The sequence below is a fragment of the Nocardia vinacea genome (assembly GCF_035920345.1).
Classification (GTDB): Bacteria; Actinomycetota; Actinomycetes; order Mycobacteriales; family Mycobacteriaceae; genus Nocardia; species Nocardia vinacea_A.
In genome coordinates, this window is the sequence record NZ_CP109149.1 from 8,978,098 (window position 1) to 9,001,108 (window position 23,011).

Sequence of the window (23,011 nt, forward strand, 5' to 3'; positions counted from 1 at the left end):
ACCCGCGCGGATGCCGGACCGTTTCGACTCAGTGGTTCGGCGGCAAGATCACCGGGTCGGGCAGGCACAGGCTGGCCGAGCGGGTCGTCGGCACCGGTCCTTTACCGGAGTCGAAGCTCCACTGCGAAATCGAACCTGCCGCCTTCCACCGCAGCGCGCCCGTCGCATCGGATACCACCTCATATATTTGCTCGCTGCCACCGATGAGCTGAGTGCCCACGCAGTAGTCGTTGTACTCGGTGCCCGGTTGCAGCGCTCCGGCGCTGAAGTTGCCCGAGGGATCGGCGGTGGCGCCGGGATTCGCGACGGTGCTCGGTGTGTGGACGGCCGCGCCCCGGAGCCACCGGGCTGCGCCGGGCTGATCTGTCGCGCAGGTGAAAGTCGAGCCACCGGCCACTAGTGTCGCGCCTTGCGCATGGCCGGATCCCGCCCACAGGCAATCGACAGCCGGCGCGGCGCTCGCATGTCCGGTTGTCGCACCGAGCAGGCCGACCGTGGCCGCCGCGGCGATCGAGATGGCCAGTCCGCGACGCAGCCGTGGCGTGGTGCGTCCGGACTTGGTGGAGAACAGCGACTTCATGATATTTCCTTCGGCTGGCAGCGGTGTACTTCTGCCATCAACGATCGCGTTGCGGGCCCGTTGCTACGAGGGAGCGCAATCCCGAATCGATGGTGTCGCCAGATGCACCATGACGGTGGTGCCGCCCACCGCGCGGCACGCGAAACACGCCTGACACAATCGCAGCCATGCGCGTATACCTGGGTGCCGACCATGCCGGTTTCGAACTGAAGAATCACGTCAAGGCCCATCTGGAGCAGGCGGGCCACGAGGTCGTCGACTGCGGCGCCCTCGAATACGACGCACTCGACGACTACCCCGCCTTCTGCATCGAGGCGGCCCGCCGCACCGTCGCCGATCCGGGCAGCCTCGGGCTGGTTTTCGGCGGCAGCGGCAACGGTGAGCAGATCGCCGCGAACAAGGTGCCCGGTGCCCGCTGCGCCCTGGCCTGGAGCGTGGAGACCGCCCAGCTGGCCCGTGAGCACAACAATGCCCAGCTGATCGGCATCGGCGGGCGCATGCACTCCACCGAGGAGGCGCTGGCGATCGTGGACGCGTTCGTCTCGACCAAATGGTCCGACGAGCCGCGCCACCAGCGTCGCATCGACATCCTGGCCGAGTACGAGAAGACCGGTGTGGCCCCGGCCGTTCCGGCCTACTGACGCACAACACCGGCGAAATCCGCCGTCGCGCAAGGTAAGCCGAGCGGCGATGCGAGGCGGCGGACCGGAGAGGATCTCTACCTTCGATGCCTGAGGGCGATACGTGCACCGGCTCGCGCGGCTGCGGCAATGGCGCTTCGCGCGCAGTGGGGTGAGCGTTTCGAGCTCGCCGCAGCGGGTCGTCGCCCTTGCCGCGCGCTTCGGCGGACCGGAAAGGATTGCGAGCTTCGATGCCTGAAGGGCACACACTGCATCGGCTCGCGCGACTACATCAGCGGCGCTTCGCTGGGGGAGTGGTGCGTGTTTCCAGCCCGCAGGGAAAGTTCGCCGCCGGGGCCGCGCGTATCGACGGTCAGGTGCTCGTCAAGGCCGAGGCGTGGGGCAAACACCTTCTGCACCACTACGAGTCGGGTCTGGTCGTGCACGTGCACCTCGGGTTGTACGGGGTGTTCACCGAGGTGCCGCTGCCGATGGGTGAGCCGGTCGGACAGGTGCGGATGCGGATCGTCGGTGACGCGTCGGCCGATGATCGCCTGTACGGCACCGATTTACGCGGCCCGACCGCCTGCGAGGTGTACACCCACGCCGAGGTGACGGCGCTGACCGAGCGGCTCGGCCCGGATCCGCTGCGGCGCGGCGCCGATCCCGAACGGGCCTGGCGGCGAATTCATCGCTCGCGCAGGCCGATCGGCGCACTGCTGATGGATCAGCAGGTGCTCGCAGGTGTCGGCAATGTGTATCGCGCGGAACTGTTATTCCGGCACGGCATTTCGCCACACCGACCGGGCACCGCGCTCACCGCCGACGAGTGGGACGCGATGTGGACCGATCTGGTAGCGCTGATGCGGGTGGGCGTGCGGGTCGGCAAGATGGTCGTCGTTCGCCCTGAACACGACCACGGCGAACCGTCCTACGCGGCCGACCGCCCACGCACCTACGTCTACCGCCGCCCCGGCGCACCATGCCGCCTCTGCGGCACCCCCGTCGCACACACCGTGCTGGAGGGCCGAAACCTCTTCTGGTGCCCCACCTGTCAGGCCACCTGAACCTCAGCTCTACCGGAAGTAGCGGTGCACCATCTGGGCGATGCATACCGGTTTGTCGGCGCCTTCGCGTTCCATGACCGCGTCGACGGTGACTTGGACCGCGCCGTCGCCGAGGTCGGTGGCGTCGGCGAGGGTGGCGGTGAGGCGAACCTTGGAGCCGGCGGGGACGGGGGCTGGGAATCGGACCTTGTTGAGGCCGTAATTGATTGCCATGCCGCGGTTTTCGATGACGAGTATTTCCGACCAGAGCGGTATGAGTAGCGACAGGGTCAGGTAGCCGTGGGCGATGGTGCCGCCGAAGGGGCCGGTCTTCGCGCGTTCGACATCGACGTGGATCCACTGCTCGTCGTGGGTGGCTTCGGCGAACATGTCGATATCGCGCTGCGGGATCTCGTGCCAGTCGCTGGTGCCGAGGTCGGTGCCGATGAGGTCGAGTAGGTCGGTGGGTTTGTCGACGGTGGTCGCCATGTGGCGCGCTCCTTCGGTTGCTGTGGATTTACGGTGTCAGCCCGCGCATTTGGCGAGCGTGGTCGCGGAGCAGCAGGCGCTGGAGCTTGCCGAGGGCATTGCGGGGCAGTTGCTCGCGGAAGACGTAGTACTTCGGGATTTTGTATCGGGCGAGATTTGCTTCGAGATGGGTGCGAATCGCGTCTTCATCGATTTCGTGACCGGCGCGGACGACGATGAACGCCAATCCGACCTCACCCCATCGCTCGTCCGGCACGGCGACCACCGCGCAGTCGCCGACGCCGTCCAGGCGAGAGATGGCCGCCTCGACCTCGACGGGGTAGATGTTCTCGCCGCCGGAAATGATCATGTCTTTGACGCGGTCGACGATGTGCGCCCAGCCGTCATCGTCGATGCGGACGATATCGCCGGTGCGGAACCAGCCGTCGATGAACGCCTGTTCGGTGGCATCGGGTCGATTCCAGTATCCGGCAAAGACGTTGGGGCCCTTGACGAGTAGTTCGCCCTGTCCGGGTCCTTCGATGATCTCGCCGGTCGGGGTGAGCAACGCGACGTCGGTGAAGAAGTGCGGAACACCCGCGGATACCGGATGTGCGTCGGCACCGTGGCGCAGTGCCATGAGCACGCCGGGTGCCGCCTCGGTCATGCCGTAGCCCTGTAGGGCCTGGATGCCGCGGGCCAGCCACGCCTTGGCCACGTGTTCGAGGACGGGGGAGCCGCCGAAGGCGACGCAGCGGACGCTCGACAGATCGGTGGTCTCCCACTCGGGCGCCTCGCACAGCATTTTCAGCATGGTCGGGGCGAGCGGGAAAGCCGTGGCCCGTCGGCGCTCGATGGTGGCCAGGAACTCGGCCGGCTCGAATTTCGGTATGACAACGACGGTTCCGCCGGCGTAGAGGGTCGGCAGCGTTATCTGCCCCAGGCCGAGTACGTGGAACAGCGGCGCGGAACACAAGCTGACATCATCGCGGCCGAGACTGAAGTGGGCGAACTGGTTGAGGGTGTTCCAGACGATATTGCCGTGGGTGAGCACGGCCCCCTTGGGGCGGCCGGTGGTGCCGGAGGTGTAGAGGATCAACGCGGGATCGTCGAGTCCGACCGCGTGGGCGGGCGGTGTTCGGCCAGTGTGGTCGGTGATCGCGTTCTCGTACTCCTTGCCCAGGTGCAGCAGCTGGGGAGTGGCGGAGCTTCGCGCGAGCGCATCGATACCGGTGTCGGCACCGACGACGAACACGGTTGGGTCGGCATCGTCGAGTAGACCGGCGATCTCGGGCGCAGCCAGCCGAGTGTTGAGTGCCACGAAGATGGCACCGAGATGCATTGTGGCGAACAGGGTTTCGAAGGTCGCGATATCGTTGTTCCCGAGATAGGCGACCCGGTCGCCCGGCCCGACGCCGAGATCGGCGAGGGCAGCGGCGAGGGCGTCCACGCGATCGGCGAGGGTGGCGTAGTCGACGCGGCGGTCCTGTTGGATCAAAGCGATGGCATCGGGCTCCATCCGGGCCCGCCGACGCGGCCACGAGCCGATTCCCTGATCCATCATGTCGTCCTCAACCCCAATGCGGTGAAGGCGTTTTCACGCAGGATCAGGGGTCGGACCTCGTCCTTGATATCGAGTTGCTCGAAGTCCTTCATCCACCGATCGGGGGATATGAGCGGAAAGTCCGAGCCGAACAACACCTTTCGTTTGAGCAGGCTGTTGGCGTACTTGACCAGTTGCGGCGGAAAGTATTTCGGCGACCACCCGGACAGATCGATATAGACGCTGGGTTTGTGCGTGGCCACGGCCAGCGCTTCGTCCTGCCAGGGAAACGACGGGTGCGCGATGATGATCGTCAGATCCGGAAAGTCGACGGCCACATCGTCGAGCAGCATGGGGTTGGAGTACTTGAGCCGGATGCCGCCGCCACCGGGGAGTCCCGATCCGATTCCGGTCTGACCGGAGTGGAACAGGGCGGGCACCCCGAGCTCGCTGATGGTCTCGTAGAGCGGGTAGACGGCATGATCGTCGGGCCGGAAAGCCTGCACGCTCGGATGGAATTTGAAGCCGCGGACCCCGTGCTCGACGACCAGTCGCCGGGCTTCGGCCAGTCCCGCCTTTCCTCTGGCCGGATCGATACTGGCGAACGGAATGAGGACGTCGCTGTGCGCGGCGGCCGCGGTGGCGATGTCTTCATTGCTGATCCGCCGGTGGCCGAGCGCGGCTTCGGCGTCGACGGTGAATACGACCGCGGCCATGCGGCGTTCCCGGTAGTAGGCGGCCATCTCGTCGATGGTCGGCGGGCCCGATTCGGCGCCGAAGTAGGCGTCGGCACCTGCCCGGAGCTGGTCCGGTAGCGAATAGTGGCCGCAGCCATCGGTTTCGGCGTGCGTGTGCACGTCGATCGCGACGAGTCGGTCCAGGTCCAGACTCATGACAGCTGCTGCGCGGTGGTCGGAATCTTGGGCAGCGGGATGCCGTAGGTTTCGAGCTGCTCACCGATCGAGGAGTCGAACGCCTCGGCGATCGCGTCGGCGGTCCAGCCGCCGTCGAGGAAGGCGCTGCGGGTTTCGCTCGGATGCGACCAGAGCGACAGCCGGTCGCCGCCGATCCCGATGCATTGGCCCGTGATATCGGCGGACGCGTCGGAGGCCAGGAAGACCACCAGTCCGGCGACATCCTCCGGAGTGCCGAACGACGCCGCGCGGCGCACCACCGAGGGGATCGGCTCACCATTCTTCATTCCCTCGACGTAAGGGGCGAGGAAGGGAATGGTCTCGGTCATCGCGGTCGCAGCATTGGGGATGATCGCGTTGACCGTGACTCCGGCCTTCGCGCATTCCATCGCCCACGTGCGCGCCATAGCCGCGATACCGGCTTTGGCTGCCGCGTAGTTGGTTTGACCGAAATTGCCGCGCTGTCCGGCGGGGGATCCGGCGAGCACGACCCGCCCGCCGTGACCGGCCTGACGGAAGTGTTTGACCGCTTCCCGAACGCAGGTGAAGGTGCCGCGCAGATGTACGTGGATGACGGCGTCGAAGTCGTCGTCGGACATATTCCACAGCACCTTGTCGCGCAGGATGCCCGCATTGGTCACCATCGCATCCAGTCGCCCGAACGCGTCGACGGCCGCCGCGACCAGTGTCTGCGCGGCCTCGGTGGTGCCGACGGCGACCGGTACCGCGAGTGCCCGACCGCCGGCTTCGGCGATTTCGGCGGCGGCCTTCTCGGCGCGGTCGGCGGCCACGTCGTTGACCACGACGGCCGCGCCGGCGGTGGCCAAAGTCTTGGCGTATGCGAGGCCGAGCCCCTGGCCGCTGCCGGTGACGATGGCGACTTTGCCGGTGAGATCCATATGCAATGTTCCTTTCGAAAAGGGGGTCAGAAGATGAGGACGGGTTTGATCGCCTTGCCCGAGGTCATATCCGCAACGGCCTGCCCGATATCGTCGAATGGGTACCGGGTGATCAGCTTGTCGATCGGGAGCCGCCCGTTGCGCACCAGCGACACCAAAGCCGGTATGGCGGTGCGGGTTTCGTTATCGCCCAGGGTGAGTCCGACGATCTTGCGGCCCGGCAGCATGGCGTTGACGTCGAGCGCCACCTCGGCGCCGAACGGTGGTGCGCCGACGATGACCAGCGTGCCGCGCGCGGCGAGGACATCCGCGCCGGTGCGCAGCACGGCGGTGCTGCCGGTGGTTTCCACGACGGCGTCGGCGCCACCGGTGATTTCGGTGATCGCGGCGGCGACATCGGTCGTCGTCGCATCGATGATGTGCGTGGCGCCGAGTTCCCAGGCCAGTTCGAGGCGTTCGGCGATCTTGTCGACGGCGATGATCGTCGTGGCCGGTGACAGAGTGGCCGCCATAATCGCGGACAATCCGACCGCACCGGCGCCGAGTACGACAACGCTCGAGCCCGGGCGGGGCTGTACGACATTCCAGATCGCGCCGACACCGGTCTGGACTCCGCACCCGAGCGGGGCAATCGATTCCAGCGGCACATCGGGGTCGACGACGATCATGCTGCGCTCGTCGACGAGCGCGAGTCGACTGAACGACGACTGCCCGAAGAAGTGCCCGCCCACGGGTGCGTTGTCGCGGGTGATGGTGTGGCTGTCATCGGCTCGCGCACCGCCGATCAGGTTGAGCGGCAACCAGGTTGCGCAATAGGCCGGGTGGCCGTCGCGACAATTCGTGCACGTTCCGCACGAGGTGAACGACAGCAGTACATGATCACCGGGTACGACACCGGTGACTTCGGATCCGACGCGTTCGACGATGCCCGCGCCTTCGTGGCCGAGGACGCCGGGAAGTGGGAACGGCAGTCCGCCACTGGCGACGCCGAGGTCGGTGTGGCAGACGCCCGCCGCGACCATGCGCACGATCGCCTCGTGCGGCCGCGGTTCATCGAGTTCGATCGCGGAGAGGGTGAACGGCGCACCGCCGGATTCGACGACGGCTGCCCAAGTGGTGGTGGTCATGCTGGGTGTCCTTGCGGATTCAATCGAGTGCGATGACAACGGATTTGACCTTGGTGTAGGACGCGAGGGCCTCGGGTCCGTATTCACGTCCGAAGCCGGAGTCCTTGACACCGCCGAACGGCATGGCCGGGTCGAGCATCGCCCAGTCGTTGACCCACACGATTCCGGCCTGCAATTTGTCGGCGACGCGGTGTGCGCGGGCGAGATCGGTGGTGTGCAGGCCGGACGCGAGTCCGTAGCGCGTGCCATTGGCCAGCGCGATCGCTTCGTCCTCGGTGTCGAAGGCCTGCACCGTGAGCACCGGTCCGAAGATCTCCTCCTGCACCACGCGGGAGTCGTCGGCGAGGTCCGCGATCACGGTGGGCTGGTAGTAATAGCCGCCGTCGAGATCCAGGCGTTCACCACCGCACACCACTCGGCCGCCCTCCCGGCGGGCCAGCGCGACATATTCTTCGACCTTCGCGACGTGCCGTTGCGCGGCCATCGGTCCGACCACGGTCGCCGGATCGCGAGGGTCGCCGACGCGTACGCCTGCGACGGCTTCGGCGAGGATGCCGACGACGGTCTCGTAGAGCGGCCGAGCGACAAGCAGCCGGGGACCGCCCATGCAGAACTGCCCGGTATTGAAAACGAAACCCTTGATGATCGCGCCGATGGCCTTCTCGACGTCGGCGTCGGCGAATACGATCTGCGCGGCATTGCCGCCGAGTTCCATGGTCACCGGCTTCAACGCCGCACCTGCCGCACTCGCCGCGCGCCGGCCGATCTCGGTGGATCCGGTGAACGCGATCTTGTCCACGCCCGGATGCTCGAGCAGCGCCGCACCCACCACCGGCCCGGAGCCGGTGACGACGTTGACCACACCCGCTGGCACACCGGCTCGTTCGAACAGCGTCGCCATGAACAGTGCGCTGAGCGGTGTTTCTTCGGCAGGCTTGTGGACGATGACATTGCCCGCGGCGAGCGCGGGCGCGATCTTGGAGGTCGACAGGATCAGCGGAAAGTTGAACGGCGTGATGGCGGCGACCACACCGAGTGGATCGCGGCGGGTGTAGGCGAACGCGGGTAGCGGCGTGCGGCGGGTAGCACCGTCGATGGTCTGCGCGAGCGCGGCACAGTACTCGTACTGTTCGATGGTGGTCGAGACGTCCACCGATCGGCACAGGGTGACCGGCTTGCCGACGTCGAGACTCTCCAGCCGGACGAGCTCATCAGCGTTCTCGCGCACCAGATCTGCGATCCGGAGCAGGATGCGGGCTCGTTCCCGACCGCTGCGGCCGCCCCATTCGGCACCGGTGAATGCCGCGCGTGCGGCGGTGACCGCGTCGTCGACGTCGGTGCGGTCGGCCTCGGCGACAGTGCCGATGACCCGACCGGTCGACGGGTCCACCACATCGCTGCGGCTCCCCGATGCGGAGTTCCGCCATTTGCCGTCGATGTACAGCTGTCCGTCGATGTTGTCGTTCGTGCTCATGCTTCCTCGGTCCCGTCCCGACGATTCCGGCCGCTCGGCCGAGATACGCCTGCTCTCATCAACAGGAAACCTGATGGTTTTAGTGATGTCAGCCACTATTCGCTACTGACAGGATTCCTGTCAATGGTCTATTCTCGATTTCGCCGAACATCCGGTTCGGGACCCGCTGCGACACAGAAGTGAGGAGAGTGCTGCTGGTGACGATCTCGGAGGCGAAGCCGACCGCAAGCCGGCTGCCGGGTAGTCAGACCTCGCTGCTGTACGCGGTGAAAAGAGTCGAGCTGGCGGTTCGGGCGCGCCTGGACGAGCTGCTGCGTCCGGTCGGGATCACCACATTGCAGTACACCGCGCTGACCGTGCTGGAGCGTCACGACGGCTTACCGGCAGCGCAGCTGGCGCGGGATTCGTTCGTCACGGCACAGTCCGTCGCCGATGTGGTCCGCGCTCTGGAGAGTCGCGGACTCATTGCGCGCGAACGCAACTCACGCAACCGGCGCGAGCTGCTGATCCATCTCACCGAGGCGGGGCGGCGGTTGCTTGCCGATGTCGCCGACGAGGTCGACGCGGTGGAACAGCAGATGATCAGCGGTATGACGGCCGAGCAGGCCGATGATTTCCGCTCGGCGCTGGTCCGAGCCTGGCATGCGCTGTCCTGACGGGCTTCGGCGATGACCCAGTCGTCGGTCCTGGCCCGCGCACTGGTTCTGCTGGAGGCGTTCGACAACGCCCACCCGGTGTTGAAGCTGTCGGAGTTGGCCGAGCGCACCGGTCTTCCGCAGACAACGGTCTATCGCCACGTTGTCGATCTCGTGCAATGGGGTGCGCTGGATCGGGCCGTCAGCGGCGGGTATCAGATCGGTTTGCGCATGGTGGAGATCGCCGCCTACTGCCCGCGTGCCAGGCCGATCCGTGATGTCGCGCTGCCGTTCATGGAGGATCTGTACGAGGCGACGCACCAGAACGTTCAGCTGGCGGTCCGCGACGGCACCGAAGTGGTCTATGTCGAATTCCTCGCCGGCCGCGACGCCGTATTCGTGCGCACCCGAGTGGGGGCACGCTGGCCGATGCACGCAACCGGCGTCGGGCTGGCCATCCTGGCCTACGCTCCCGCCGAGATCGTGGACAAGATCGCCGACCGGCCGCTGGCGGTATTCACTACGAAGACGATCAGCACGGCCGAGGTGCTGCGGCGGGCACTGGCCGAGGTGCGGCGCACCGGAGTCGCGATCAGCGACGGACAGGTGACCATCGACGGATATTCCGTCGCCGCACCGATTTTCGGTTCGGACGGTCAGGTCGCGGCTGCGCTGTCGATTGTCGTACCGGCCGGCGACTCCCGCCGGGCCATGTGGGCTCCTGCGGTGCGCACCGCGGCTCATGGCATCACCAGGCAGTTGGGTGCCGGGCGCTGACTTCCGTTCGACGGAAGTGTGTCTTGGCTCACGCATCCGCGGCCCACACGATGGACCGCACAGCCCGCCGGGGGATCACATTCAGGAGCATTCCGATGAGCCCGACAACCGCAATTGTCCGCAACCAGTGGTATGTGGCCGCCTACAGCCAGGAGATCGGCCGCGACCTGTTCGCGCGGACCATCTGCAACGAGCCACTGGTGTTCTACCGGACCGAGGACGGCGCGGTGGCGGCACTGTCGGACCGCTGCATCCACCGCCGCTACCCGCTGTCGGAGTCGCGGCTGGTCGGTGACCGCGTCGTCTGCGGTTATCACGGCTTCACCTACGACCGCACCGGCGCCTGTGTCGCGGTGCCCGCGCAGACCCGTATTCCCCGCAGCGCCCGTGTGGCCTCTTACCCTGTGGTGGAACAGGATTCGTTCGTCTGGGTGTGGATCGGCGACCGCGAATCGGCCGACCCGGCCGCGATCCCGCGCGCACCGTGGCTGGTGCAGCAGGGTTGGACCACTATCCGCGGCCTGGAGACCATCCGAGCCAGGCATGCGCTGCTGATGGACAATCTGATGGATCTGTCCCACGAAACCTATTTGCACGGCGGCTATATCGGCACACCCGAGGTCGCGGAGACGCCGATCACCACCGAGGTCGACCAGGCAGCCGGTGTAGTGCGGGTGAGCAGGCATATGGACGATGCCGAATGCCCGCCGTTCTATGCCAATTCGACCGGTATCACCGGGCGCATCACCCGGTGGCAGGACATCGAGTTCCAGCCGCCGTGCCTGTACCGGCTGCACAGTCGCGTGGCGCCACAGGGCAACTATCCGCCCGAGGGCTACCTGCCCGGACACGGCGCCGACACCGATCCCGGCGCGTTCCACACCGAAATCGTATACGCCCTCACTCCGGAAACCGAGCATTCGGTACACGACTTCTGGATGGTGGCAAGGGATTTCGCGATCGACGACCAGGACGTGACCGACTACCTGCACAAGAGCAATCACACCGTGGTCATGCAGGACGTGGTAGCGCTGAACCTGGTCGAGGAGGTCATCGCCGCGGAGGAACGCGCCGGGGGCACCTACCAGGAGCTGTCGATCAATATCGACACCGGCGCGCTGGCGGCACGTCGGTTGATCGCCGAGCTCACCCGGACCGAAGCGACCCGAGCATGACCGCGGCTGCCTGCCACCTCGTGCAGTGGTTTCCGGGCAGCGATCAGCTGCTCGGCCGATGCCATTGCGGCGCAACCCGGATCGCCGATGACCCGATCGAGATCTGGCAGTGGTTGCTCGCCCACCCCGACGGTCACCACGACCGCGCGCCCGATCCGCGGCCCGCGACCCTGATCGGAGCCGGAGCATGACCGCCGAACCGGAATTCACCGTCACCGTCACCGACCGCCGCACCCTCGCCGACGGCATCGTCGAACTCACCCTCGCCGTGACCGACGGACACACCCCGAAATGGCAGCCGGGCGCCCACATCGACCTGATCCTGCGCCCGGACCTGGTGCGCCAGTACTCGTTGTGCGGCGATCCCGACGACCACGACCGATTGACGGTCGCGGTCCTGCGTGACGCGAGCAGCCGTGGCGGATCGGCCTACGTCCACGACCAGCTGACAGTAGGCGAGCGTCTGCGAATCCGAGGTCCCCGCAACAACTTCCCGCTCCGGGACGCGGAACGCTATCTGTTCATCGCCGGTGGTGTCGGCATTACACCGCTGCTGCCGATGATCCACGCCGTCGCCGGTCGCGGCGGCGAGTGGAGCCTGCACTACGGCGGCCGTACCCGCACGAGCATGGCCTACCTATCCGAACTGTCGGCGCTCGGGCCGATCGAGGTGCGTCCGCAGAGCGAGACCGGTCCGCTCGATCTCGACGCCGTCCTCTCCAGGCCGGAACCGGGCACGCTGGTGTACTGCTGCGGTCCGGAGTCGTTGCTGGCAGCCGTCGAAAGCCGCTGCGCGGCGACCTGGCCCGCCGATGCCCTACACCTCGAGCGGTTCGCACCGAAGCCGACCGAAGTGACTGTCGATTCCGCCTTCGACGTCGAATGCGCGCAATCCGGTGTCACCGTGCACATCCCGGCGAATACCTCCGTCCTCGACGCCATCGAACAGGCCGGTATCGCGGTCTTGTCCTCCTGCCGCGAAGGCACCTGCGGCACCTGCGAAACCGTTGTCCTGGACGGTATCCCCGACCATCGCGACAGCATCCTCACCGCACAGGACACCGACGTGATGATGATCTGCCGCTCACGCGCCCACACACCGCGCCTGGTCCTGGATATCTAACCCCCTTATCGAAAGGTTCCCGCTATGCCCGTCGTCCGTGTCTCAGATACCGATGTTCACTACTCCGTCTCCGGTGCCGGACCAGGATTGGTCCTCGTCCACGGCACCAGCATGAGTGCCGAATCCAATTTCGGGCACCTCACCTCCGAGTTCACCGATCGCCACACCGTTGTCGCACCGAACTATGCGGGCAGCGGCGAAACCACCACACCCGACGACCGACTGACCCTGGACCTGCTGGTCGCGCAGATCATCGCGGCCATCGAGGATGCAGCGACCGGACCGGTCGACCTGATGGGGTTCTCCCTCGGCGCGGTCGTCGCGGCGGCGGTCGCGGGGCGGCGTCCCGACCTCGTGCGCAGGCTCGTCCTGGTGGCGGGTTGGTCGGTGACGGAGGATCCCCGGCAACTGCTCACCCTGCACGGGTGGGCGGCCTCATTGGAGGCCGGTCCCGAAATGGCCTCCGCATTCGGCCCGTTGCTGGCGTTCAGCCCGGCATTCCTGAGCGGACTCGGCCATGCGGGTCTGGCGCAATTGCGCGCCACGAAACCCGAACCCGGAACGCTGCGACAGATCGAGGTGAACCTCGAAGTGGACATCCGGGACGAGCTGAGCCGTATCGCCGCACCGACATTGGTGATCGGCTGCACCCAGGACCAGCTGGTACCGGTCACCCACGCCCGTGACCTGCACGCCGCGATCCCGAACAGCCGATACGCCGAAATCGACAGCGGCCATGTGGTGTTCTTCGAGAAGCCGGCCGAACTCGTGTCACTCGTGCAGGACTTCTTGCACACGGCTGAGATCCCCAGTGGCCAACCGGCATAACGTTCTGGCGGCCCAGCTGACCCTCTGGTCGCCCGCACCGATACGGTGCGAGCGACCAGCAGGCCGGTGCCGGATCAGCCTGCTACGGCCTTGATTTCGGGTTTATCGGAGTCGGCGAGGGCGAAGCGGCGTCCGCCCGCGGTCTTCGCCGAATACATCGCGCGATCGGCGCGACGCAGCAGATCGGTGAAATCACAGGAGTCGCCCGGCGGACAGTATGCGGTGCCGACACTGGCCGAGACCGGTACCGGACCGGCCGTCGACCACACCGGGTCCCGCAGCGCGGCGACGATCCGATGCGCGATTTCGCCGAGCGTGTTGTGCAACGGGTTGGTGGCGAGCACGAATTCGTCACCGCCGTAACGGCAGATGACCGTATCCGGCGGGCAGATCTCACGCAGCCTGCGGGCCAGCTCGACGAGCACCTCGTCGCCGACGGCATGCCCGTAGTTGTCGTTGATCTGCTTGAACCGGTCCAGGTCGATCAGCAGCAGGCCGACGCCGCGGTTCGGGTCGGCCGTCATCAGCCGCACCTTGTCCTGCAGCAGTGTCCGGTTGGCCAGATCGGTCAGCGCGTCGTGGGTGGCTTCGTGCCGCAGCCGATGCTGCAGCGCGGCGATCTCCTGCACCCGTAACGACACCGCGGCCGAAATGTGTTGCTCCTGCTGGGCCAGTGCCCGCTCCTGCAGCGCCTGGGCATAGCTGTCGATGGCCTGACTGGCCACCAGCGGCCAGCGCGTGGCGACCAGCGACCCCGGCGCCCCCGCCGGGAAGCCGAGCAGCCAGCGGGTGGCCTGGGCCAGCATTCTGGTCCGTTCGAACGGCGCCTCGACCAGTCGCGCTCCCAGGTTCCGCGCCTCGGGCACCGGAAAGGGCTCGGACCTGGCCAGCGAAAGCAGCCGCTCGATGATCTCGACCAATACCGGCTGCAACTGTTGTGGTGACGCGTGTGATCCCGGTTCCGCGCAGACCGCACGCGCCCACGCGCCTGCCATCTGCGCTACGGGTGGCTCGATATCCGCAGACATCGCACTCACCCGCCACGGGTGATGTCGGTACCCGGGTGCCCTGTTCCCACGCAGGTGCCGGCGTCACCCCGATCGTTCCCACTGCTACGCGGTTGTGTCCACCTCGCTTGGTGCACGCTCACCGCCCCCTTTCCAGATACCCCCGTCCGGCAAAAAGGATCCTAGCAAGCCACTCGGCACTGAAAAACGCTGTTTTATAACGAGTTATCGGTCCCTCGCGAATGGCGATCGGGTATGTCATCGCTGTCGGGCCGCCGGCGTTACACATCAATTTTGTTCGCCGGAAAGTCGCGGACCGACACGCCGACAGCACGCCGAAAAGGGAGGTTTCCGGCTCACTCGCCGGCTCGACGCTATCGGTGATAGCGATTGGCTACTGCTAGCGGTCCGGATCGTGGGCGCGTCGGCCCCGCTGAGCGCTTTGGTGGGGGCTGATTGGCGCATCCGAGGCCCGATTCGGTACAGTCTGTTCGCACACGACATCGTGGCGATCCCATCAGATGTCGTATGCCTGCGGGTGTAGTTCAATGGTAGAACCTCAGCCTTCCAAGCTGATGGTGCGGGTTCGATTCCCGTCACCCGCTCCACGCAGGATTCATCCTCGTCGGCACCGTCTTTCGCCGCGAGGCCACGGGGTGTAGCGCAGCTTGGTAGCGCATCCGCTTTGGGAGCGGAGGGTCGCAGGTTCAAATCCTGTCACCCCGACAGCGTCAGCAGGTCGGAGGACCTTTTCGGGCCTCGCCGGCCTGCCGGGGTTCGACTTCGCCGATATGGTTTCATGCGTCGGCTTGTGCAGGTTCAGCACGTCGGTGCAGTCGGTTGCCTGCTTCGGTGCGTCGATGTAATGGCGGTCGGCGGCGTGGGTGCACTTGTGTCCCAGTTGGTTTCACTGCCTCGGCGCCGTGCTTCTCGGCTACCGCGGTGTCCACCTCGTGCCGGAAGCTGCAGAACGTGACCCAGGCGAGGGTCGGCGGTGAAGCCGGAGCGGTTTGCTGTTAGTCGCACTCGTGGATAGCCAGCGCTTCGCTCGGTGTGTTCCGGTGCCGAGAAACTTCGGTGATGAGGAGACGCGCTGGTTCGGATGTAGCAGTTCGCCTTCCCACAGGTGCGAATACAGGTCGAGCATTCGGGCGCCTGTCTTCGGCAGAATAGCGATCGTGGTCGAGGTTCTGCGGTGCTGCGCCCGTCCGCTTCGGGACCCGAGGCCCTCGAGGATCGGATCCTCCGGCGATCCTGCGGCCGATGCCCTTCCACATCTGCGGCGCGCCCGCACACCTAGGTAATCAACTCGGCTGCTTACCTGGCAGCACCCGATGTCGACACCTCCCCTATCTGGGAATACTGAACCGACGTGCAGACAAGTCGCATGGGAACGGTTGGGGCGGAGGGAGTGTGATGATTCTGTGGGTGACGGTGGAGACGTTGGCCCCGGGGGTCGCTTCGGTGGCTTCGATGGGGGACGCGCCGCGTAATTTCGCCAGTTGCGACCGTGTTGTGCAGCGATTGCTGGCGAAGAGTCCGGCGCTCTATGACACTCTCACGACCCGCGATATCACCGGGATGATCCGCTTGGTGAACCTTCGGGGCGAGGACATGGATCTGACCATCCCGACCGGGGCTGGACCGCACAAACTGATGCTACGGCCGGTGCTCGGTCCGGCCGGCGATGTGCACGCGGTGCGGTTGTGGCTCGGTCCCGCCGCGGCGCCGATCCCCCTATTGCGCCCGGCGGTCGGTCTGATCTGGGAACTCGATACGCAGCAGATCCACCAGCCCATCGGCCTTCGGCGGTTGTGCGGTGTCGAGGCCCAAGAGTATGTGCCGCGACGTTCCATTGCCGAACTGTTCCATCGGATTTCGAGATTCGATCGGCATGTGGAGGTGCTCGATCTGCTCTACGGTCCGGTGCCGGGCGACAAGCTCCAGTTCGACGTGATCGTGACCAGTGGGTCCGCACGACGAGGGCAATGGCGGATCACCATGCGGGCTCGCGATGACGAACGTACCCGCGGCGCCTGGTGGTTGATCGAAGACATGACCTCGGACACCATGCCCTCGCCGGCGCCGACTCTCGATCACGTCGGGCTGCGGGAAGCCCACCGCCGTGCCGGGACTCATCTGGCAATCGTGCAACTCGAGCACGCCACCATCTCCCATTGGCTCACCGAGCCTGCCCCGTGGGTCCGGTGGGATTACCTGTTCCGGCCGGTCGATGTGTTCCATCCCGGTGATCGTGCTCGATTGGTCGACCTCGGCGGCAGGCTCGCATCCGGCGGTGCGGCGGAAGTTACCGTACGCACGTTGAACTACGGCGGCGAATACACACCGACATCATTGTTGCTCTATCCGTATCCCGGATATTCGGTACGCCAGCTCACCATCGCCCAACTCGTCAACATCGGCGACGACCTCCCGATCGCGCAACCGAGTGAACCCGTCGGCTACGACGAACAACTGTGGCGCTGTCGGTCCAACCGAATGGCACATATCCCGGCTCTCTGAGTGATGATTCACCGTTGGGTAGGGGCTGGGCATCGGTAGCGACCGACCGGTGCTCGCTGGGCCGCGGTGCCGAGATGCCAGTGGATCTACCGATGTTCGGGACCTACCTATTGCGCGATCGTTACCGCGACCCACCACTTGCCTGCGCGACATGGCCAGCGTTTGGAGTTTCGCTTTTGACCACGCAACATCCCCCACCCGAGACCGATACTTGTCCGGTTCCGCACCACGTATCGCCCGCCGGGGGCGATGGCGACTTCGTTCCGATGCATTCCCCGGAATTCGCCGCCGATCCACACACCGCTTATCGGGAGATGCGTAGCCGCTACGGCGCGATGGCGCCGGTGGAACTCGCGCCGGGAGTGCCCGCGACCCTGGTACTCGATTACTACACCGCAGTGCGCATCTTGAACGACCCGGACCGTTTCCCCGCTGATCCACGCGGCTGGGAGCAGACGATCCCCGTTGAATGTCCGGTACGGCCGATACTCGAGTGGCGTCCGAACGCAATGCGCAGTGCCGGACACGAACACACTCGCTATCGGCAGGCCATCGCCGCGGCCATCGATGGGACCGATCTCCATGCCCTACACGCCACCGTGGAGTCCATTGCCGTGCCGCTGATCGAGGCCTTCAGCGCGTCCGGTACGGCGGACCTGATCAGCCAATACGCTCTACCGCTCGCATTCGGCGCGATCAACGCGATGCTGGGCTGTCCACCGGAGATCGGGCAGCAGGTCGCGCAAGCGACTGCCGCGATCTTCGAGGGGGTCGACGCAGAACAAGGCAACAAAATGCTCAGCGAGGCTTTGCTGGGCCTGATCGCCTTGAAACGGGCCGAACCCGGCGATGACATCACAACGCGACTACTCGAACATCCCACCCGGCTCGACGATTCGGAGCTGATTCATCAGCTCGCCGTCTTGTATGGCGGCGGAATCGAACCGCAACAGAATCTGATTGTCAATACGCTGCTGCTGATGCTCACCGACGAACGGTTCGCGGGAAATGTGTTGGGCGGTAGCCTATCGACCCGGGACGCACTCGACGAGGTCTTGTTCGCCGACCCGCCGATGGCCAATTTTTGCGTCACCTATCCACGACAACCGATTCTGGTCGGCAATATCTGGTTGCCGGCCAACGAACCGGTCGTCATCAGCATGGCCGCCTGCAATACCGATCCAACGATCAGCGGCGGTGCGCAGCTCGGCAATCGTTCGCACTTGGCTTGGGGCGCTGGACCGCACGCCTGCCCGGCGCGAACGGCGGCCTACCTGATCGCCCAGGATGCCATCGATCAGCTCCTCGACGCCCTTCCCGATCTAACGCTGGCCGTGCCGGTCGATGAACTGAACTGGCGGCCTGGACCGTTCCACCGCGCTCTTGTTTCCCTACCTGCGGAATTCCCGGCGTCGATGACGCGCTGACCGCCATGGTGGGCTCGGCGATCCGCACCGCGCTCAGTGGGGTGCGGTATCGACATAGGCATCGGCGTCCGGGGATTCGGCCGGCGCGGCAGCGGCGAATTTCACCATATTTGCTGGGCGGACGAAGGTTTCGGCGAAGGCGTCGGCCAGCGCGGTGTCATGCTGTGCGGCCTGCATGAGTTCCCGCACGGCTGGCGGCGGGTCGAGTATGGCCATTGTCCAGCGTGCCGCGGGATGGGCGATCGCGGTCAGCCATGGCTGTGCTGCCGAGGTCATCCAGGCCCGGTCGAACGGGCCGGTGGGATTGACCAGAATCGCTGCGCTGTACTGGGCGGCGCAGTGCGCGGCGCTGTTGGCGCCCTGCGCACCGCCGGGATCCATCCGGCACACAACATCGCCGCCGCCCAGGACGAGGGCGCCGGAGGGCAGTGTGCCGATCGGCTCGCGCATGGTCGGCGGGACGGCGCCGACCAGGGTCGCACCACCGTCGGTCAATTCGGCGTTGCGATACCGATCGGCAAGTGCCGCAGGCAGATACTGTCGCAAGAGGTGTTCGGCCCGAGGCAGTCGTTCGGCCGGCACAGTGTGCGCGAAAACATCCAGTCCGCTGCCGGGCAATCCCTCGAAAAGCAGCATTTCGCAACGTCTTTCCTGTCCGGGAGGGCCGGTCAGTCCCGGATAGGAGATGATTTCGCCGTGGCCGGGAAGGGCTGTGTAGTTTCCGAGGCCATCCGGATCGGGCTCGACCCCGTCGAGGTACAGCACCGCCAGTCGACGCATCGGCGCGGTCGGAACCGACCAGCTCGGGTCGGCGGGGAAGCATGCGGCGAGGTCACGCGATGCTCGAGTGACGACGGTCAGATCGTATTCGGCGGTCCGCCGATCCAACTGCGGCACAGACAGTTCGGCGACCTCCAGATCGCCGCCCGTAGCCGCGAAGTCGGCCAGCCAGTGCGCGAAAACCGTCCGCTGGTCGACACTTTGCGCTGGTTCGCTGAGGCGTCCGGCCCACCCGGACACCAAGTTACCGTCGACGACCAAGCTGAACCGGATGCCTTGGACCCGGGGCGCAATCGAGCGCCAGATACCTAGCCCCGCTCGAGATTCGAGGTCCAATGTCGGCTGGAATTTCAGCTGTGTGCTGGTCACCGAGCCGGACAGCACCGCTGCCGCGTCGCGATCGGTCACCAGGGTGACCGGGATGCCGCTGTGCCGCAGTCGTAGTGCCAGCGGTAGGCCACACTCGCCCGCGCCGAGTATCTGAATTCCGCGCACGTGAAATCCTTCCGATGGTGAATTCGCTGGTCTCAGCTTCGCGACATAGGTAGGTCACGTACATCGGGTGCAACCACGAATGTTTCAGATATCGCGTGGCGACGGTCGGACTCTGGCTGCTGGGCGACGACCGGCTGACTACTGTGCTCACCATGACCGGGCGATATTCATCGAGCCTCGGATCACTGCCGACGGCCGTCAGTGATTTCGTCGGACGCGAACGGGAGCTGGACAAGATCGCGAAGCTGCTGCTGGATTCGACGCGCCTGATCACCTTGATCGGTTCGGGTGGTATCGGCAAGACTCGCCTTGCCACCGAGGCGGTGCACCGCTATCACAAGGCTCGTCGGGTTCCCGTCCATTGGGTTCGGCTGGCCCGGCTGGCCGGCGGGGCCGATAAATCGGCGGTCGAGGACGAGGTCGCGCAGGCGATCGTCGATGCCGACTTCTCTGATCGCTCGGTATGGGCCGCTCTGGTCGACACCCTCACTCGTTCCGACGCCGTGGGCCATCGGCTGCAGACGATCCTGGTGATGGACAATTGCGAGCACGTTTTGGACGGGGCCGGGCGATTGATCGCCGAACTACTCGACGCGGTGCCGGGGTTGACGGTGCTGGCCACCAGCCGCGAGGCGGTCAGCTGGGTCGATGAGCAATTGGTGCCGATCGGTCCCTTGTCTCGGGAACAGGCGCTCGGACTGTTCCGCAAGCGAGCGGAGCTCACCGGGCGTGCCATCGCCGATGATCAACTCGCGCTGGCCGATTCGATCTGCCGGCATGTGGACAACCATCCGCTCTACATCCGGCTGGCCGCCGCCCGCCTGCGGCACCAACCGTTGCCGATGATTCTGCGCGATCTCAGCGGCGAGCACAGCGATCGGCGGCTGCGGTGGTCGCGCGGTCCGCGCGTCGGCACCGAGGAACGGCATCAGGGCATCCGGGATGTCATCGCATGGTCCTACGACCTGTGCACGGACCAGGAACGCCTGCTCTTCGATCGGATGTCGGTCTTCGCCGCGGGCTACGACGTGGATCCGGACGATGAATCCGATACGTCCGTTCACGATGTCGGTGCGGAGTTGGACGCGATCGAGGGTGTCTGCGCCGATCTCGACATCGCTGGCGGCGACCCGCGAGTCAGCATCGCGACCGACGAGATCGAGGGTCTCTTGGAGCGTTTGGCGGATCAGTCTCTGGTCTCGGTCCACCTGACTTCCGATACCGTCCGTTACTCGCTGTTGGAGAGCTTCCGGGTATTCGCTCAGCAGCGATTGCGCGAGCGCTCGGCTGGCGCTGAATGGGAGCGACTGACCGCTCGGCATCGACGCTACTACCGCGACAAAGTCATGCGGGCCTGCGCCGAATGGTTCAGCCCGGCGGAGCAGGATCTGCTCGATTGGGCGCGGGCGGCCTGGGACAACTTGCTCTGCGCGATCGATGGCAGTCTCACCACCCCGGGGGAATCGGTGATCGGACTGGAAATCGCCGTCGGCTTGATCTCGTTGCGTGTTCCCTTCATCAAGGGGTCGCTGCGCGAGTCTCGGCGTTGGGCCGAGCGAACTCTGGCGGCGACGCGCGAACTCGACCCACAACCCGTCGAACTCCAGATATCGGCAATTGCCCTGATCGGCTGGATCAGTATGTGCCAGGGTTTGCACGACGACGCAGAGCGGATGCTCGAGGAGTGCGTCGCCGCATGCGTGACAGATCCAACGGCACAGGCGAACTGGCGTCATGCCCCCGAGCGTGATCGCGGTCTGCCCGCACCCGTCGAGTTCACGCGCGGTAGCGAACTGATGCTGGTGCAGAGTGACGCGCGTGCGGTAGCGGTGCTGGGGTGCGCTCGCGAGAAGTTCACCGCTCGTGGCGATCTCGGTGGTGCGGCCATGAGCGAGCTGTTCGAGGCACTGGCCGCCGGTTTTTGTGGCACCGCGGCGCAGGCCATCGACATTGCCCGGCGCCATCTCGACAACGCCACCGCGGCGGGGGCAGGCTGGGCGAAATCCTGGGCTGAATTGGCGTGGGCGATTGCCCTGACGAAATATGGCGATCCTGAGGAAGCGCTCGCGGTTGGGCGCTCCGCGTTGGCGGATCAGGTCGCGATGCGCGACCAATGGGGTGCCCTCTGGGCGGTGCACGTCCGGATGTGGACGCTTGCGCGCATGTCGGCCGATGCGCGGCCGATGGACGGCGCTGCCTCGGAGCAGGTGATTGCGCGGGCCGCCGAAATCGCCCTGCTGGGCGGTGGAGTCGCTACCTGGCGGCAGCGCTTGGGCGTGAACATGGCGAACCTGGGGCCATTCGAAACCGAAACCGACAACGCTATCGATATCGCACGGGAGGTGCTCGGACACAAGCTGTTCGAAGCCACTCAGCGCGAGGGGGCCATGCTGCGGCCGGAGCAGGGTGAGGTGGCGCGGCTGGCGTTGGGCACGTTGTCGATGGACAAGCTGGAGGTGGACCATCCCATCCGGCGCGACCGCCCGTCACCCTGGCAGGAATTGTCGACCGCTGAACAGGAGGTGGCCACGCTCGCGGCGGCGGGCTGGACCAATACGGCGATCGCGGCCAGTCGCGGCAGTTCGTTCAAAACCATAGACGCACAGATGGTCTCGATCTTCCAGAAGCTGACGATCACATCGCGAGCCGACATCATCACGTTCGTGCCTGCCGATCGGCAAAGCGACGTCACGAATGCGGCCGCGCGTCGACCGAAACGTGCGCAACGCGGCCGCTAACCGGCGAAAGCGGTATGGGCGATGCCCGGTGGACGGTGCGGCATAGGGTGTAGACGTGCCCGACCGTGACACGTCACCGGCCGCGACCGTTCTCGTGGTCGACGATGAGCCCAACATTCTGGACCTGCTCTCCGCCGCGCTGCGGATGAGCGGATTCGACGTGCATACCGCCGCGAGTGGGTACGCGGCGCTGGCCGAGGCGGCGGCGCATCCGCCGGACATTGTGGTGCTCGACGTGATGCTGCCGGATCTCGACGGCTATGCGGTGGCGCGGCGGCTGCGGGAGTCCGACAGTCAGGTGCCGGTGTTGTTCCTGACGTCCCGGGACGCGGTCGAGGATCGGATCGCGGGGCTGGCCGCCGGTGGCGACGACTATGTGACCAAGCCGTTCAGCATCGAGGAGGTCCTGCTGCGGCTGCGCGCGATTCTGCGGCGCACCCTCGGACCGGAGTCCGGCGACGATCGGGTGCTCGAGTACGCGGATCTGAAACTGGATGTCGACGCGCATGCGGCATACCGGGCGGGCGCCGAGATCTGGCTGTCGGCCACCGAATTCAGCCTGCTGCAGTATCTGGTGGTCAACGCCGAGAAGGTGGTCAGCAAGCAACAGATCATCGATCGGGTGTGGAGTGTGGAGACCGGGCGCGACGGGCGGGTCGTGGAGACCTTCATCAGCCAGCTCCGGCGCAAGGTCGATGCCCGGAATCCGCCGCTGATCCACACGATTCGCGGTGTCGGCTACACCCTGCGGCTCGGCGGCGGGCGTTCGTGAGCGAGCGCGGCGAGCGAACAATCAACACAACCGGGCATCGCTCGGTCATGGCGGAGCCGA

The 23,011-nt window shown here is 65.9% G+C and carries 21 protein-coding genes and 2 tRNA genes; 14 read left to right on the forward strand and 9 right to left on the reverse strand.

Going from position 1 to position 23,011, the window contains the following annotated elements; translation table 11 throughout:
* Positions 1 to 28 precede the first annotated feature (28 nt).
* Positions 29 to 580 carry a hypothetical protein gene (locus OIE68_RS40610; RefSeq protein ID WP_327096188.1) on the reverse strand — a complete coding sequence of 184 codons (552 nt, stop codon included), beginning with the start codon at positions 578 to 580 and terminating at the stop codon, positions 29 to 31.
* Positions 581 to 747: 167 nt separating this feature from the next.
* Between OIE68_RS40610 and OIE68_RS40615 the strand changes: the two genes are divergently transcribed.
* Both OIE68_RS40615 and OIE68_RS40620 read left to right on the forward strand, forming a co-directional pair.
* Positions 748 to 1,221, forward strand: a complete 474-nt coding sequence (locus OIE68_RS40615; protein ID WP_327096189.1) for a ribose-5-phosphate isomerase — start codon at positions 748 to 750, stop codon at positions 1,219 to 1,221.
* Between the two features lie 230 nt (positions 1,222 to 1,451).
* Entirely contained in the window at positions 1,452 to 2,267 is an 816-nt protein-coding gene (locus OIE68_RS40620; RefSeq protein ID WP_327096190.1) for an Fpg/Nei family DNA glycosylase, read from the forward strand.
* A 9-nt stretch (positions 2,268 to 2,276) separates the two neighbouring features.
* Here OIE68_RS40620 and OIE68_RS40625 read toward each other — a convergent pair whose 3' ends face one another.
* The 6 genes from OIE68_RS40625 to OIE68_RS40650 are packed head-to-tail and all read right to left on the reverse strand — an operon-like array spanning position 2,277 to position 8,671.
* On the reverse strand, positions 2,277 to 2,735 hold the full coding sequence (locus tag OIE68_RS40625) for a MaoC family dehydratase (protein ID WP_327096191.1): 459 nt from the start codon (positions 2,733 to 2,735) through the stop codon (positions 2,277 to 2,279).
* A gap of 28 nt (positions 2,736 to 2,763) precedes the next feature.
* Complete coding sequence (locus OIE68_RS40630; protein WP_327096192.1) at positions 2,764 to 4,275, reverse strand: long-chain fatty acid--CoA ligase; 1,512 nt, start codon at positions 4,273 to 4,275, stop codon at positions 2,764 to 2,766.
* Positions 4,275 to 5,150 (reverse strand): amidohydrolase family protein, encoded by an 876-nt coding sequence (locus OIE68_RS40635; protein ID WP_327096193.1) that lies wholly within the window; start codon positions 5,148 to 5,150, stop codon positions 4,275 to 4,277. Before OIE68_RS40635 ends, OIE68_RS40630 begins: the two co-directional genes overlap by 1 nt.
* Positions 5,147 to 6,070 carry an SDR family NAD(P)-dependent oxidoreductase gene (locus OIE68_RS40640; protein WP_327096194.1) on the reverse strand — a complete coding sequence of 308 codons (924 nt, stop codon included), beginning with the start codon at positions 6,068 to 6,070 and terminating at the stop codon, positions 5,147 to 5,149. The genes OIE68_RS40635 and OIE68_RS40640 overlap by 4 nt, the downstream gene beginning before the upstream one ends.
* A 26-nt stretch (positions 6,071 to 6,096) precedes the next feature.
* A complete protein-coding gene (locus tag OIE68_RS40645) occupies positions 6,097 to 7,197 on the reverse strand; it encodes an NAD(P)-dependent alcohol dehydrogenase (RefSeq protein ID WP_327096195.1) in 1,101 nt (366 codons plus the stop codon).
* 19 nt (positions 7,198 to 7,216) lie between these two features.
* On the reverse strand, positions 7,217 to 8,671 hold the full coding sequence (locus OIE68_RS40650) for an aldehyde dehydrogenase family protein (RefSeq protein ID WP_327096196.1): 1,455 nt from the start codon (positions 8,669 to 8,671) through the stop codon (positions 7,217 to 7,219).
* 197 nt (positions 8,672 to 8,868) lie between these two features.
* On the opposite strand from OIE68_RS40650, the gene OIE68_RS40655 reads away from it, so the two are divergent.
* From OIE68_RS40655 to OIE68_RS40680, 6 genes are all read left to right on the forward strand, one after another.
* The gene (locus OIE68_RS40655) at positions 8,869 to 9,327 is read left to right on the forward strand and encodes a MarR family winged helix-turn-helix transcriptional regulator (protein WP_327096197.1); all 459 of its coding nucleotides are present in this window, start codon (positions 8,869 to 8,871) and stop codon (positions 9,325 to 9,327) included.
* A 12-nt stretch (positions 9,328 to 9,339) separates the two neighbouring features.
* Positions 9,340 to 10,083 carry an IclR family transcriptional regulator gene (locus tag OIE68_RS40660; RefSeq protein WP_327096198.1) on the forward strand — a complete coding sequence of 248 codons (744 nt, stop codon included), beginning with the start codon at positions 9,340 to 9,342 and terminating at the stop codon, positions 10,081 to 10,083.
* A gap of 95 nt (positions 10,084 to 10,178) precedes the next feature.
* Positions 10,179 to 11,258, forward strand: a complete 1,080-nt coding sequence (locus tag OIE68_RS40665; RefSeq protein ID WP_327096199.1) for an aromatic ring-hydroxylating dioxygenase subunit alpha — start codon at positions 10,179 to 10,181, stop codon at positions 11,256 to 11,258.
* Positions 11,255 to 11,449 (forward strand): hypothetical protein, encoded by a 195-nt coding sequence (locus OIE68_RS40670; protein ID WP_327096200.1) that lies wholly within the window; start codon positions 11,255 to 11,257, stop codon positions 11,447 to 11,449. The genes OIE68_RS40665 and OIE68_RS40670 overlap by 4 nt, the downstream gene beginning before the upstream one ends.
* Entirely contained in the window at positions 11,446 to 12,381 is a 936-nt protein-coding gene (locus tag OIE68_RS40675; RefSeq protein WP_327096201.1) for a PDR/VanB family oxidoreductase, read from the forward strand. The genes OIE68_RS40670 and OIE68_RS40675 overlap by 4 nt, the downstream gene beginning before the upstream one ends.
* Positions 12,382 to 12,405: 24 nt before the next feature.
* Entirely contained in the window at positions 12,406 to 13,209 is an 804-nt protein-coding gene (locus tag OIE68_RS40680; RefSeq protein WP_327096202.1) for an alpha/beta hydrolase, read from the forward strand.
* 74 nt (positions 13,210 to 13,283) lie between these two features.
* Here OIE68_RS40680 and OIE68_RS40685 read toward each other — a convergent pair whose 3' ends face one another.
* Positions 13,284 to 14,237, reverse strand: coding sequence for a GGDEF domain-containing protein (locus OIE68_RS40685; protein ID WP_327096203.1), 954 nt, complete (start codon positions 14,235 to 14,237; stop codon positions 13,284 to 13,286).
* Positions 14,238 to 14,750: 513 nt separating this feature from the next.
* Here OIE68_RS40685 and OIE68_RS40690 point away from each other — a divergent pair.
* The 4 genes from OIE68_RS40690 (at position 14,751) to OIE68_RS40705 (ending at position 18,166) form a co-directional block, all read left to right on the forward strand.
* Positions 14,751 to 14,824: transfer RNA gene (locus tag OIE68_RS40690), tRNA-Gly, on the forward strand.
* Between the two features lie 44 nt (positions 14,825 to 14,868).
* Positions 14,869 to 14,942: transfer RNA gene (locus OIE68_RS40695), tRNA-Pro, on the forward strand.
* A gap of 690 nt (positions 14,943 to 15,632) precedes the next feature.
* Positions 15,633 to 16,739 (forward strand): GAF domain-containing protein, encoded by a 1,107-nt coding sequence (locus OIE68_RS40700; protein ID WP_327101993.1) that lies wholly within the window; start codon positions 15,633 to 15,635, stop codon positions 16,737 to 16,739.
* A 266-nt stretch (positions 16,740 to 17,005) separates the two neighbouring features.
* Positions 17,006 to 18,166, forward strand: a complete 1,161-nt coding sequence (locus OIE68_RS40705; protein WP_327096204.1) for a cytochrome P450 — start codon at positions 17,006 to 17,008, stop codon at positions 18,164 to 18,166.
* A 33-nt stretch (positions 18,167 to 18,199) separates the two neighbouring features.
* On the opposite strand, the gene OIE68_RS40710 is transcribed toward OIE68_RS40705, so the two are convergent.
* The gene (locus OIE68_RS40710) at positions 18,200 to 19,441 is read right to left on the reverse strand and encodes a styrene monooxygenase/indole monooxygenase family protein (protein WP_327096205.1); all 1,242 of its coding nucleotides are present in this window, start codon (positions 19,439 to 19,441) and stop codon (positions 18,200 to 18,202) included.
* Between the two features lie 95 nt (positions 19,442 to 19,536).
* On the opposite strand from OIE68_RS40710, the gene OIE68_RS40715 reads away from it, so the two are divergent.
* Together OIE68_RS40715 and OIE68_RS40720 are read left to right on the forward strand one after the other, a co-directional pair.
* On the forward strand, positions 19,537 to 22,179 hold the full coding sequence (locus OIE68_RS40715; protein WP_327096206.1) for an AAA family ATPase: 2,643 nt from the start codon (positions 19,537 to 19,539) through the stop codon (positions 22,177 to 22,179).
* Between the two features lie 55 nt (positions 22,180 to 22,234).
* Complete coding sequence (locus OIE68_RS40720) at positions 22,235 to 22,951, forward strand: response regulator transcription factor (RefSeq protein WP_327096207.1); 717 nt, start codon at positions 22,235 to 22,237, stop codon at positions 22,949 to 22,951.
* Positions 22,952 to 23,011: the final 60 nt, after the last annotated feature.